Source organism: Qipengyuania sp. SM2507 (genome assembly GCF_053714505.1).
The window spans coordinates 2,087,608-2,099,391 of sequence record NZ_CM132307.1 but is presented as its reverse complement, the minus strand read 5'-3'; the positions used below and the strand labels follow the sequence as shown (position 1 = coordinate 2,099,391).

Genomic DNA, 11,784 nt, shown 5'->3' with positions numbered 1-11,784 from the left:
CTGCGCTCGTAGAGGGCAGCGATGGCCGAGTTTGGCTGCGAGCAGAAACAGGAGATTGGGCGCTGGGCCAAAAACAGGGTCGAAAACTCCGACCTTCCGTTTCGACGACGGGAACGGGCGACGCTGAGATTCAGACAAATGAGAGCCCTGCTGAAGTTCGCTTCGGTCCATGCCAACGTCCACAAACAGTTCAACTCCGAACGCCACCTGATCGACAGAAAGACCTGTAAGACCCGCCGCTCGGCCGCCCTGGCCGAGTGGCGATCTCTCATGGCCTGAGTCTTGCCGGGGTAGGGGAGAGCTCTGTCGACGAATGGAGACAAGTTGCGATTGGACCGACAGCACCGCCACTCATCGTTGATTTAAGCGATCCAAGATCGTCCAGACCGACGCGCTGACCTTTGCGATCCCGCCAATTCGGAGTCCTGCTCCGTCCAGAACGATCTGCCTGGAGCCAAACGCAAGCCGGGGTAGATTGGGGCCAGGGCAAAACGGGTCTATCCTTGCATTCCTGCCGAATAATGTTTGAGTGTCGGTACTCACTCCCGTTCCGCATTGGGCGTTCGACCGCCATCGCAGAAGGAATACCTTGCCCGATCCAGTCATGACAGAAGCCGCAACCCTGGAGAAAAGCGCCAGGATCAAGGTGAACCCGCCCGTGTTTATCGTTTCGGCCGGGCTGATCCTCGCCTTCGCCTTGTTCGGGGCACTGGCTCCCGATCGGGCGGGACGGCTGTTCGACCTGGTCCAGACCTTTGTCGTGGAGAGCTTCGGCTGGCTCTACATCTCCGCGGTGGCCGGATTCCTCGTTTTTGTCCTCTACCTGATGTTCAGTCGTCACGGCGACGTGAAGCTCGGCCCCGATGAAAGCGAGCCCGAGTACAGCTATCTGTCATGGTTCGCGATGCTGTTCAGCGCAGGGATGGGCATCGGGCTGGTCTTCTTCGGCGTCGCCGAGCCGATCCAGCATTATGCGAACCCCCCGATCGGAGATGGCAGCACCGTCGAGGCCGCCCGGCGGGCCATGACGCTGACCTTCTTCCATTGGGGTCTCCACGCATGGGCGATCTACATCGTGGTCGGTCTGGCGCTGGCCTACTTCTCCTTTCGCCGCGGCTTGCCGCTGACGATCCGGTCGGCGCTATACCCCTTGATCGGCGATCGCATCAACGGACCGATCGGCCATGCGATCGACATTTTCGCCGTGCTGGGCACCATGTTCGGGGTCGCGACCTCGCTGGGCCTCGGGGTGCTCCAGGTGAATGCCGGGCTGAGCTACCTGTTCGGTCTGCCGGTCGGCACCTCGGTGCAACTTATCCTGATCGCGTTGATTACCGTCTTGGCGACCATGTCGGTGTTTCTGGGGCTGGATCGCGGTATCAAACGGCTTTCGGAACTCAATATCATCCTCGCCATATCGCTGCTCGCCTTCGTGCTGTTCACCGGCCCGACGGTCTTTCTCCTCCAGGCCTTCGTTCAGAACATCGGCGCCTATCTCGGCGAAGTCGTGCCGCGGACTTTCCGTATGTACGCCTACGAACCCAATCCCTGGCTGGCCAACTGGACCCTGTTTTACTGGGGCTGGTGGATTGCCTGGTCCCCCTTTGTCGGAATGTTCCTGGCGCGGATCTCGCGCGGGCGGACCATCCGCGAGTTCATCGGCGGAGTGCTGCTGGTTCCGGTGCTCTTCACGTTTCTCTGGATGACCGTGTTCGGCAACACGGCCATCGCTCTCGACATGAGCGGCGTCCAGCCGATCGCCGACACCGTCGCGAACAACCTTCCTGTCGCCCTCTTCGAAACGCTCGCCCAACTCCCCCTGAGCGCAGTCACGTCGCTGATCGCGACCTTGCTGGTGATCACCTTCTTCGTGACATCGGCGGATTCCGGGGCGCTGGTCATCGATATGATCACTTCCGGTGCGGCCGAAAATCCCCCGATCTGGCAGCGCATCTTCTGGGCGGTCTGCGCGGGTGGAATAGCAGCCGTGCTACTGGTGGCGGGAGGTCTCCAGGCCCTTCAGACCGCCGCCATCGCGAGCGCGCTGCCATTTGCAGTGGTGATGATATTCATCTGCTACGGACTTTTTCGCGCGCTGCAGATGGAACGCCTGGGCACATCGACCGGCGTCGCGATGCTGAACGGGCCTTCGCTCCAACCCGAGCTCAGCTGGCAGCAACGCCTGACCTCGATCATGGGCCACTTCGCCGAGGGCGATGTCGCCGCGTTCATGGGCGATACGGCGCGACCTGCGCTGGAGGCGGTCTCGGAGCAAATGCTCGAAAGCGGCTACACGCCCGAACTGACCGAAAAACCCGATGGTCTCGATCTGACGATCCCGCACGGGGAACAGGGCAGTTTCCGCTATACGATCCGGAGCCGCCCCTTTCTGCAACCCAGTTTCGTCTGGGCCGAAACGCGAAGCGTGCATGATGCCGAGCCACGGCATTATCGCGCGATGGCGCATACCTCGGAAGGCGACCAGCCGCACGATGTCACCGGCTTTACCCGGGACCAGGTGATCGACGATCTGCTGAACCGCTATGCCCGCTTCCGCCATACGCGGCGGCTGGCCTAGGATCGAAGCGGATCGGGAAGAGGGAGGCCCTGGTTTCGGTCCCCGTGGGGATCGCGATCGTGGAATTCGACCTGTCCGAAGGCGCGATTCTGCCCCTCGCGGGTGTGAAGCCGCCGTCGCCGGCAGCCTCACGGCCTTGGCTCAGGCCTTGCGCTTCTTGCGCGCGGCGTACTTCGCGTCGCGGGCGGCCTTGCGTTCGGCTTCGGTCGGTTCGGGCTTTTCGCGTTCGGCCTTGGCCTCGGCGCGCTTTTCCTGCTCGATCCGCTGCGCTTCGTCGCGTTCCGCTTTGATCGCTTCGCGCTTGGCCGCGGCCTTGGCGTCGCGCGCTTTCTGGCGCTCGGCGCCTGCGGCGAGTTCGGCTTCGTCGGGCTTGGGCGCGGCTTTCAGCTTTTCCAGCGCGCTCTTCTTCGCGCGGGCCGAGGCGGCTGCCCGGTCCTGAAACCCCGGATCCTTGAAACCCTTCATCGAAATTCGCTCCTGAGTGCAGATCGTGTGACTGCAGTTGGTGAAATCGGCCCGCTAGCGCTGCGCGTTTTCGTGGTCGAAAACCGCCCACCGGACCGGCCCGCGAGGCCGTTAGGGCATTTCGCGCCGCTTTGCCACTCTTGTGAACATCACGAAGGCCTGGCCGGTTCGCGGAGCTAGGGCGCGAACCAGACCGTGGGTTCGCCCGGCACCCACGGTTCGACCCGCAGCATGATCGCGCCGAACAGGTCCGATGCGAGGTGGTGGTCGAGCCAGTTGCGCAAGGGGGCGAGGGGCAGGGTGTCGAACCAGCCGCGGTCGACCGCGACGAATTGCCGCACGAAGGGCAGGATCGCGGCGTCGGTGAAACCGCGCGTCGGGCCGGACAACTGGCCTTGCTCTGCCAGCCGGGAGTCGAGAACTTCCAGAAAGGCGACTCCGTCCGCGCGATACGCCAGCGCATCGGTCCCGTCGCGTTCGGCGTATTTGTAGCGGTCGAGCGCGCGCTTGAAGGGCCCGTCGCAGGTCGCGATCAGTCCGGTATCTTCGCGCGCCAGCCAGGTTTCGGGGTCGTTCCGCTCCAGCGCCCAGCGCATGATGTCGAGGCTCTCCTCGAGCACCGACCCGTCGGGCAGCACGAGCACCGGCACCGTCCCCTTGGGCGAGGCTTCGAGCAGGCTCGGCGGCTTGTCGCGCAGCCGCACCTCGCGCAATTCGCAACGCGTGCCGCTCAGCGCCAGCGCCAGCCGCGCGCGCATCGCAAAGGGGCAGCGGCGGAAGCTGTAGAGCACGGGGGCAGCCGCATCCGTCATCGGGTTTTGCTGCCGCTGCCACGAGCCCGGGGGCGGGCGGAGGCCGCCGCTGCGAGCGCTGCCTGGCGGCGCCGCTCGCGCAAACCGACACGCTGTTCCTCGGTCCGTTCGCCATGGCATGCGGCGCAGCTCACCCCCGCCTCGTAGCGCGGGGAGGCCGCATCCTGCGCGCTGACCGGGCGACCGCAGGCGAGGCAGGCATCGTGGCTGCCGGGCGTCAGCCCATGCCCGATCGCCACCCGCTGATCGAAGACGTAGCACTCGCCCTGCCACAGGCTGTCCTGTTCGGGCACCGCCTCGAGATAGGCCAGAATACCGCCCTTCAGGTGATAGACTTCCTCGACGCCTTCTTCCTTGAGAAAGGCGGTCGATTTCTCGCAGCGGATCCCGCCGGTGCAGAACATCGCGACCCTGGGTTGGCGGCCTGCGCCGAGCAATTCCTCGCGTCTTTCGCGGAACCAGGCGGGGAATTCGCGAAAGCTGCGGGTCGCGGGATCGATCGCGCCCTCGAAGCTGCCGATCGCCACCTCGTAATCATTGCGGGTGTCGATCACGATCGTGTCCGGGTCGGCGATCAGCGCGTTCCAGTCCTGCGGGGCGACATAGGTGCCAGCAGCCGCGCGCGGATCGATCCCAGGCTCGCCCATGGTGACGATCTCGGCTTTGATGCGCACCTTCATTCGCTCGAACGGCATGGCGGCGGCGCTCGACAGCTTGACGTCGAGCGCGGCGCAATCGGGCAGCGCGCGGACATGCGCGAGCACCTGCGCGATCCGGTCCGGCGCTCCGGCGATGGTCCCGTTGATCCCCTCGGGCGCCAGCAACAGCGTGCCGCGGATGCCCTGTTCGTCGCACAGGCTCTGGAGCGTCGCGCGCAAGGAGTCGCAATCGTCCAGGCGCGCGAAGCGATAGAGCGCGGCCACGCAGATGCGGGCCGGTGGGGGAGGAGCAGTGCTTGGCATTGCAGGCGCCATAGCGCCGGGCCCGCGCCGCGTCAGCACCGGTCCGCCTTTGGCCGACCCCGCGCGGCGCATCGCCGGGCTTGCACGCAGGCGCCCGACAGGCGATATTCATCGCATCGCCACTAGGGGCTGCGGCTTCCACCGATACTTCCCCAGGCATTTGCCAACCACTTCCACGGATACACGGGCAGGACACAGCGCTATCTCGGTCGTCGAACACAGCGCTCCGGAGCGAAAGGCCCGGCGGTTTGCGCTTCCGCGTTTTCCCGAGACCTTCCCCCGCCGCGCCGGTGCGATCGCCGCCGCGCTCGCGATCGAGCTGCTGATCCTGTGGATGCTGCTCAGCCTCGGCGTCGGCAGCGGGGCGGGGAGGCCAGAGACCACCAGCGTCACCACTTTCGATGCGAGCGATGCGAGCGAAGCGGAGGCGCCCGAAGCGCAGACCAGGCCCGAACCCGAGCCTGCTGCCGAGGCCGCGCCCACCGCGCCGCAGGACCCCGCGCCCGCCACCCCGCAGCAGCCCAGCCCGCTGACCCTGCCGCCCACCGCGCTGCCGCGCGAAAGCCCCGTATTCATACCGCCAGCGCCGCCCGCTCCCCCGCAGCCCGAGGCCTCCCCCCAACCGCAAACACCGCCGCGCGCCACCGCGGTCATCCGCCCCGGCGCGCAATACGGTCCCCCCAACCAGCCCCGCGCCGGCGGTGCGGACAGCGAAGTCGTGGGCGCCGCGCCCGATGGCTCGCCGCTCTACGCCGCGCGCTGGTATCGCGAGCCGACCAATCAGGAACTGGCCGGTTACCTGTCCGCCGCGCGCGGGCCGGGCTGGGGGCTGATCGCCTGCCGCACCGCGCCGAACTGGCGGGTCGAGGATTGCGTGATCGTCGGCGAGAGCCCCGCGGGCTCGAACATCGCCCGCTCGACGCAGGCCGCCGCCTGGCAATTCCAGGTCCGCCCCCCGCGCGTCGGCGGGGAGTATCAGGTGGGAGCGTGGGTGCGGATCAGGATTACCTACGCGATGGCACCGGGCGCTCCCGGCTAGCCCCCCCCTTCAGCCCCGCTGCCGGATCGCCACGCGCACGGGTTTGCCTTCGCCATCGGGCACCATCAGCACCATCGGGGTCGACGGCGCCGCGCCCGTGGCGCGCATCCGCTGCTGCCCCGCCAACAGCGCGTCGTAATATTCGCCCTGCGCGGGCCGGTCGTTGACATGCAGCACGGGGTAGTCGGTCCGCCCCACCGGCCAGTCGATGACATCGGTGGCGGGCTCGTATTCGCCGTTCTCGTCCAGATAGGCCACCCCCTGGTTGAGCGTGAAGACGTTCTCCAGCCCGGTGAAGCGGTGCGCGACCCCGCGCGGGATCACCAGCGTGCGATGCGCGGCCGGGCTGAACTCCAGCGCGATCTCGGCATGCAGCGTGTCCGACCCTTGGCGACAGTCGACGAAGTGGACCTGCACCGTGGCATCCTCGCGCCCGAGGAAGGTGAGGTGGTCGTCCTGCCCCAGATGGATGCCGAAAGCGTCGTGCGCATAATGCGCGGTGCCGTGGTCGACGAGATAATAGGGCCGCCCCTCGTAGAGCGGACGGATACCGGATGCGGGGCCGCTTTCGACATAGGGTAGCTGCTGCCAGTGCAGCCCCGCGATCGGGGGGATCGGTTCCACCCGCGCCTCGACCCCGCCGCTCGCGCGTTCGCTGATCTTGAGCTGGCGCAGGCTCCCCGAGGCATCGCGCGCATCGACCGTATAGGCGTGCGAATGGGCGAGATGCGCCATGCCTTCGCGCTGGCGCTCGGCCAGCAGGCGGTAGAAGACATCCGAGGCGGGCAGCGCATTGGGCCGGAAGCGCGGCGCACGCGCCCCTTCCGCCTCCCCTTCCGCCTGCGCGCGCGGCACATTGACGATATCCGCATCCATGTCCCATTCCTGCTCGCCCGCGGCCCATTGCGCGGGGGCGGGCAGGAACACCGCGTAATTGTTCACCGTGTCGATTTCCTCGAGCCCGTCGAAATCATGCGCCACCCCGGGCGGGATCCGCAGCTCGAATTCCGAGCTCGGCGCAAAGTGCGCGGTCAGCCGCGCGCCGCCGGTGGGCGAACCCGCGCGCAAATCCATGAAATGCGCGGTGATGGTGCGGTCGGGCGCGCCGAGGAAGGTCAGCCGGTCTTCCTGCCCCAGATGGACCCCGTAATGGCCATAGCTGAACTTGCTGCGCCCGTGGAACACCACGTTGAAGGCGCGCCGCGTGGCGAAGGGCACCACGAACGACTGGCCTCCGTTGGGCAGCCGCCAGTTGCGGCTCCAGCGGAGGCCAGCGATCGCCGCGAGCTCGGGTCGGTCCGACATGATCCGCGCCGTCATTCGCTGCCAGCTCTAGCCGAGCACTTCGACATGGTGACCGGCCGCCTTCGCCTCGCGGATCAGCGTTTCGAGATCGGCATCGGGGAAGGTCTCGGTGAAGGCGCTGACCGCGGCCATCTTGATCCCCGCCACCGCGGCGGAGATTTCGCGCCCCTGCGTCGCGCGCTTGGGGTCGGAGGTCAGGTAATGGATCATCAGGCTCTGCAACGCCTGGTCGCCGGCGACCGCTTTCTTGCCCTGCGTGTCGATCAGCCGGGTCACGGCGACATCGAACGAACCATCGCCCTCGCCGGGCAAGTCGCGATAGAGCGACGACAGGAATTTGCGTGAGGTTTCTTTCTTCATGACTTCATCCTCCTTAAAAGCGGAGCATGAGCGGGGACACGAATAGGCATTCCGTCCCGACTCGCCCGCATCTGTTGGATGCCATATCGGGCGGAGTCGGCGGGAAGGCGGATAGGTCCGTTTTGGAGGTATAGGAGGGGAGGGGCGCGCGGCTGTAGTTGGTGCAGAAGCAGTGGGCCGATAGAAGAGAACTCTGTCGTAGTCTGCGTGATTGGTCCGCTACGGCGTATACTTTAACACGCCGCATTCGCAGCTGCAGGTGCTATCATCTATCTTCGCGATTGTTGTGGAACACACTTCGCAGAAGGACATCTTATAAAGATCGGAGAGTCCCTCTGCGAACTCTCGTACCTCTGCGGGTGTAACCGAACTTTCCGGTTCATTGTAATGCGCGCCGACCTTATTTCGTACCCACTGGTTAGAATCGATTTTGTCTAGGGTTCCGGAAAGGGCGGAGCCTAGGCCCTTATGCTTCTTAATTTTAGAGGCAAGGGGAGGCCAAAGCGAACCGAGATCATGCCCTCGAGAGAAGCGCGCCTGGATAGCGACCTGAAGATTCTCTGTTAAAAGTCGGAAAATCCATTCAGCAAACCGACCGGCGGTTGACGCCAATTCTTCCGGTGAGGTTTTATTTCGTAGATTGGGGTCTTTTATACGATCAACATCTGCTGACGCTTCTATTCTCACGGGACCTTCTTCAAGTGTCCAATTTACGATGTATAGGTGCTCAAATTGGCCACCTAGAACCGTTCGCAATCTTTGATAGAAAACTGAATCGTGGGTAACGATTACGAGTTGATGATCTGAAAAGCGATCCTTCAGCAAGCGAGCGATGCGTTCGCGATGATCGGCATCGACCGAGTGCACCACGTCATCGAGAACAAGAAGTTTAAAATTTGGATTTTCATCAGCTTCTAGCCTTCTCGCAGCAAGAAAATAACAAAGACCCAATGTGTCGAGGTGAGACTCGCTTAAATAAAGAAGAGGATTCTCTTTGGTTCCGTGGAAATATGTGGTCAATTCGACAGACCCTCGCCCGACCTGTCTTACATCCAGAGCGGATTGCGAAATCTTTTCCGAGGGATGTATAAACTCATAGTACTCATTAGCAGTTTCTGATAAGGATTCAACTATCGACTGAACGATATTTCGTCTTGCCTGTACGGCGTGGGAGTGGATTCGTTCAATTTGAATAAAAGTATTACAGGCTAGAGAGTATTGGCGACTTGCTGATTCTAACGTTGAAATTTGCCCATCGATAACATTCATAACCTCAAGAACTTTTGAAAGTATTGCGCGACGCGCACCGCCTGCGGACGCAAGTTCGGCGTCAACGGCGTCCAGCAGTGGTTGATGCGATGCGAGGGTACTTCGGAAGGAAATTGCTACATTGGAGAGATTTGGAATAATCTCGCCACTCTTCAACTGGTCGCTGAAGTCAGTCAGCAAGACGGACTCGGTCTGATATGGTGTGGGCAGCTCATGACCCATCGTTTTGGTCCACATCAAATGCAACTTTCGAAATGCTTCGTTCTGCGCCAGAACGATCTCCAACACCGACGTTCTTTGTCTGTCCAAGGCGTTTTTAGCGTTGGTCACCTTAACATCGCTGCCAATACGGACTTCCAAAGACGCGATTGTTGCTGCTGTATCAATCTCCTGCTCACACACTGGACATTCTGCGAGCTGCTTTTCTGCAATAAGGGTTTGTGCAGCTCGAAGGAGTTCGACAGAGGCAATACCTATACTTTGCTCAGATGCCTTGATGAAGGCGTTTTGAAACTCAAGTAATTGGTCGATTAGTAGGCCATACGTTGACGTGACGATTAGTCCTAAAATGTGACTTTTTAGGCCGGCAAGTTCGGTAAGCCGCTCATGGGCCACTAAACCGCGTAATTCGTATTCAACTTCTGATTTACGTGTAGCCCGGTCTTGTTCATTGTTGACGGCAGCCAGACCAGATTCAGCCAAAACAGAGTCTAGTTTGGCCATAGCGGTTTGACTATTCACAGGCTCTGAGCTTGAAAATCCAAGCGCAACCCGAGCCGTTTGCGTTTTCGCTGTGAGGTGCGCTTGCAAACCAGTCTTGATTCGTGAAGCAGTGTTTTTTAGATCCTCAAATTTAGCTTCAATCTGGGTGTACGGACCGAGATTAAAAAAGGACTCAAGACTGCCATATCTGTCGGAGGGCCTAGAAACAATGAACTTCAGGAGCATATGCCTTCTGAGCACATACGTCGCAGAGCGGGCCGCGACCTTCCAAGATTTTATGCTCTCTGCGTCATGTTCGGCGGCGCTCAGATCAACTAATTGACCTTCGTGCTGGCCATAGATTCGGGCCTGTGGAGGACCTCCCATTATGTGAGGTGCGCCGCGCTCCCAATCAACCCCTTGGCGAGCTTCTGGGTAAAGGGAAGATTCCTTTCCAAGCGCAAATTCAAGCCCATCGATTATCGAACTCTTACCGCTCCCGTTTGGCCCATACACAATCAAGCCTCTGTCAGAAAATCCAATAGGCGGCCAGCCCCTAGGGATTCCTCTAAGTCCCTCAATCTTCAGTCTATCGAGCTTCATTTTGTCCCCCGCGCACCCAAGGCTGGGGTAAATGCCTTTAACTCTGCCGGATCATCTGATGCTAAATCACTAAGAAGGGCTTTCTTCAGCTCTGCATCAAGGCCTCCATCATTTACAATCCTATTGGTGAATTCATCCAAGGCGCGCAGGGCTGCTGTTTTAGTTTTATCAGACGTCATTACGGCCTCTGGTTTATCCATGATAAAATCAACTTACCTTTTCGCGGTCTTGTTTCAACTGCGAAAAAATGGGTTTATAAGGATGTACGGCGATTTCCAGAGCTTAGTGATCATACGATTTTTCAAAAATTTTCGGATTTTCAGATTGCACGGAGACCCTTGTCCCGCAAAAACCGTTTTCCTACACACCCCCGTCTGTGCCTTATGCTGACGGATGACCCACCCGTTCCCGCACCCGTTCCCGCACCCGTTCCCGCACCCGTTCCCGCACCCGTTCCCGCACCCGTTCCCGCACCCGTTCCCGCACCCGTTCCCGCACCCGCCCCCCGCGCCCGCGTCACCGCCCGCGTCACCGGCCGCGTCACCGCCCGCGTCTCCGCCCGCTTCCGGCGCGTCCCCTGCGCCCGCCGCAGCGCCGCGCCGAAATGCCGACTATCGCTGGACCCCGGCGAAGGCGATGGGTTTTCTCGAGGCGCTGGCGGCTTGCGGCAAGGTCGCGGCGGCGGCGCGCAGGGTGGGGATGACGCGGCAGTCGGCCTATCGGCTCAGGGCGCGGGTCCCGCTGGTGGCGCAGGCCTGGCCGCTGGCGCTCGCCGCGGCGCGCGAGCGGCGGGGCCTGCGCGGGCCGGATCGGGGGCGGGTGCAAGGTGACACTTCACAAGGTGACAGATCGCAAGGTGACAGGCTGCAAAGTGACAGAACGGGAGCGGCAAGGTGACGCTTCTGCGCCCGCAAGGTGACACTCCGCATGGGCGACGGTTACGCTTCGGCCCGCAAGGCGACGCTTTTCGCGGACAAGGTGACGCAAACGGGGCTTTTTGCCGCAAACCCTGTCCAATGTGTCAACCGGCGGCTATCGGACGGGGCAACCGCACGCCCAACCGGCCAGCGGGGAACCGGCCCGGCCGCTCCCCGGTTGAACCAGCACCGCCGTCGACGATGGCCCAGCAACAACGGAGCACACGCCCCCTCATGGATATCCAGTTCAACACCGACAATTCCCTCACCCACGTCTCGGGCGTCGCCGAGCGGGTCGAGGCGCACTTGCGCGAGCGGCTCGGCCGGTTCGAGGAGCGGCTGACCCGGATCGAAGTGCATGTCGGCGACACCAACGGTCCCAAGGGCGGGCCCGACGACATCGCCTGCACCATCGAGGCGCGGCCGCGCGGTGGCGCGCCGCTGAGCGCGAGCGGCTCGGCGGGCGAGGTCGATGCGGCGGTGCGGTCGGCATCGTCCAAGCTCGTCACCGTGCTCGACCGCCATTTCGGCAAGTCCGACCGGCACGGGCGCTGAGCGCGGGGGATGGCGGATCTCTATCTCAAGGCGCTCGAGTCCGAACGCAAGAAACTGTGGGCGACCTGTCGGCTGAAAGGCCTGCCGCGCGATTCCATGGAACGCCAGCGCATCGCGATGATCGACGAGGACATCGCCGCGCATAAGGCGAAGCAGGCCCAGCCCAAACAGGACACGGCCAAACCGGACAAGCCGAAGCAGGAAAAGAAGTGAGCGC

Annotated in this window: 13 protein-coding genes; 6 read left to right on the top strand and 7 right to left on the bottom strand. The window is 62.6% G+C overall.

The genetic code is table 11. From position 1 onward, the window contains the following. Positions 1-21: 21 nt before the first annotated feature. Both ACWIKC_RS10290 and ACWIKC_RS10285 read left to right on the top strand, forming a co-directional pair. Positions 22-279: a hypothetical protein gene (locus ACWIKC_RS10290; RefSeq protein WP_454597413.1), complete on the top strand. Its 258-nt coding sequence runs from the start codon at positions 22-24 to the stop codon at positions 277-279. Positions 280-604: 325 nt separating this feature from the next. Beyond that, on the top strand, positions 605-2,578 hold the full coding sequence (locus ACWIKC_RS10285; RefSeq protein ID WP_454597412.1) for a BCCT family transporter: 1,974 nt from the start codon (positions 605-607) through the stop codon (positions 2,576-2,578). A 141-nt stretch (positions 2,579-2,719) separates the two neighbouring features. Here the strand turns inward: ACWIKC_RS10285 and ACWIKC_RS10280 are convergent, their stop codons facing one another. From ACWIKC_RS10280 to trhO, 3 genes are all read right to left on the bottom strand, one after another. Beyond that, positions 2,720-3,043, bottom strand: coding sequence for a DUF6481 family protein (locus tag ACWIKC_RS10280; RefSeq protein ID WP_454597411.1), 324 nt, complete (start codon positions 3,041-3,043; stop codon positions 2,720-2,722). Positions 3,044-3,219: 176 nt separating this feature from the next. Continuing rightward, positions 3,220-3,855: a glutathione S-transferase gene (locus ACWIKC_RS10275; protein ID WP_454597410.1), complete on the bottom strand. Its 636-nt coding sequence runs from the start codon at positions 3,853-3,855 to the stop codon at positions 3,220-3,222. Further along, positions 3,852-4,817 (bottom strand): oxygen-dependent tRNA uridine(34) hydroxylase TrhO, encoded by a 966-nt coding sequence (gene trhO, locus ACWIKC_RS10270; protein WP_454597409.1) that lies wholly within the window; start codon positions 4,815-4,817, stop codon positions 3,852-3,854. The genes ACWIKC_RS10275 and trhO overlap by 4 nt, the downstream gene beginning before the upstream one ends. 160 nt (positions 4,818-4,977) lie before the next feature. Here trhO and ACWIKC_RS10265 point away from each other — a divergent pair, with 160 nt between their 5' ends. After that, positions 4,978-5,856, top strand: coding sequence for a hypothetical protein (locus tag ACWIKC_RS10265; protein WP_454597408.1), 879 nt, complete (start codon positions 4,978-4,980; stop codon positions 5,854-5,856). Positions 5,857-5,865: 9 nt separating this feature from the next. Here the strand turns inward: ACWIKC_RS10265 and ACWIKC_RS10260 are convergent, their stop codons facing one another. The 4 genes from ACWIKC_RS10260 to ACWIKC_RS10245 all read right to left on the bottom strand — a co-directional run bounded on the left by ACWIKC_RS10260 (position 5,866) and on the right by ACWIKC_RS10245 (position 10,295). Further along, the gene (locus tag ACWIKC_RS10260; protein ID WP_454597407.1) at positions 5,866-7,161 is read right to left on the bottom strand and encodes a hypothetical protein; all 1,296 of its coding nucleotides are present in this window, start codon (positions 7,159-7,161) and stop codon (positions 5,866-5,868) included. Positions 7,162-7,188: 27 nt separating this feature from the next. Beyond that, positions 7,189-7,521, bottom strand: a complete 333-nt coding sequence (locus ACWIKC_RS10255; protein ID WP_454597406.1) for a hypothetical protein — start codon at positions 7,519-7,521, stop codon at positions 7,189-7,191. A gap of 219 nt (positions 7,522-7,740) precedes the next feature. After that, on the bottom strand, positions 7,741-10,095 hold the full coding sequence (locus ACWIKC_RS10250) for an AAA family ATPase (protein ID WP_454597405.1): 2,355 nt from the start codon (positions 10,093-10,095) through the stop codon (positions 7,741-7,743). Further along, complete coding sequence (locus ACWIKC_RS10245) at positions 10,092-10,295, bottom strand: hypothetical protein (RefSeq protein WP_454597404.1); 204 nt, start codon at positions 10,293-10,295, stop codon at positions 10,092-10,094. Before ACWIKC_RS10245 ends, ACWIKC_RS10250 begins: the two co-directional genes overlap by 4 nt. A gap of 436 nt (positions 10,296-10,731) precedes the next feature. Between ACWIKC_RS10245 and ACWIKC_RS10240 the strand changes: the two genes are divergently transcribed. The 3 genes from ACWIKC_RS10240 to ACWIKC_RS10230 all read left to right on the top strand — a co-directional run bounded on the left by ACWIKC_RS10240 (position 10,732) and on the right by ACWIKC_RS10230 (position 11,780). After that, positions 10,732-10,992, top strand: coding sequence for a hypothetical protein (locus ACWIKC_RS10240; protein ID WP_454597403.1), 261 nt, complete (start codon positions 10,732-10,734; stop codon positions 10,990-10,992). A 254-nt stretch (positions 10,993-11,246) separates the two neighbouring features. After that, complete coding sequence (locus tag ACWIKC_RS10235; RefSeq protein WP_454597402.1) at positions 11,247-11,567, top strand: HPF/RaiA family ribosome-associated protein; 321 nt, start codon at positions 11,247-11,249, stop codon at positions 11,565-11,567. Positions 11,568-11,576: 9 nt separating this feature from the next. Further along, positions 11,577-11,780, top strand: a complete 204-nt coding sequence (locus tag ACWIKC_RS10230; protein ID WP_454597401.1) for a hypothetical protein — start codon at positions 11,577-11,579, stop codon at positions 11,778-11,780. Positions 11,781-11,784 lie beyond the last annotated feature (4 nt).

What these genes read in the sequence shown, in the direction of transcription:
- ACWIKC_RS10290 (WP_454597413.1), top strand. Translation starts at nt 22, where the DNA reads ATGGCCGAGTTTGGCTGCGAGCAGAAACAGGAGATTGGGCGCTGGGCC.
- ACWIKC_RS10285 (WP_454597412.1), top strand. Translation starts at nt 605, where the DNA reads ATGACAGAAGCCGCAACCCTGGAGAAAAGCGCCAGGATCAAGGTGAAC.
- ACWIKC_RS10280 (WP_454597411.1), bottom strand. Translation starts at nt 3,043, where the DNA reads ATGAAGGGTTTCAAGGATCCGGGGTTTCAGGACCGGGCAGCCGCCTCG.
- ACWIKC_RS10275 (WP_454597410.1), bottom strand. Translation starts at nt 3,855, where the DNA reads ATGACGGATGCGGCTGCCCCCGTGCTCTACAGCTTCCGCCGCTGCCCC.
- trhO (WP_454597409.1), bottom strand. Translation starts at nt 4,817, where the DNA reads ATGCCAAGCACTGCTCCTCCCCCACCGGCCCGCATCTGCGTGGCCGCG.
- ACWIKC_RS10260 (WP_454597407.1), bottom strand. Translation starts at nt 7,161, where the DNA reads ATGTCGGACCGACCCGAGCTCGCGGCGATCGCTGGCCTCCGCTGGAGC.
- ACWIKC_RS10255 (WP_454597406.1), bottom strand. Translation starts at nt 7,521, where the DNA reads ATGAAGAAAGAAACCTCACGCAAATTCCTGTCGTCGCTCTATCGCGAC.
- ACWIKC_RS10250 (WP_454597405.1), bottom strand. Translation starts at nt 10,095, where the DNA reads ATGAAGCTCGATAGACTGAAGATTGAGGGACTTAGAGGAATCCCTAGG.
- ACWIKC_RS10245 (WP_454597404.1), bottom strand. Translation starts at nt 10,295, where the DNA reads ATGGATAAACCAGAGGCCGTAATGACGTCTGATAAAACTAAAACAGCA.
- ACWIKC_RS10240 (WP_454597403.1), top strand. Translation starts at nt 10,732, where the DNA reads ATGGGTTTTCTCGAGGCGCTGGCGGCTTGCGGCAAGGTCGCGGCGGCG.
- ACWIKC_RS10235 (WP_454597402.1), top strand. Translation starts at nt 11,247, where the DNA reads ATGGATATCCAGTTCAACACCGACAATTCCCTCACCCACGTCTCGGGC.
- ACWIKC_RS10230 (WP_454597401.1), top strand. Translation starts at nt 11,577, where the DNA reads ATGGCGGATCTCTATCTCAAGGCGCTCGAGTCCGAACGCAAGAAACTG.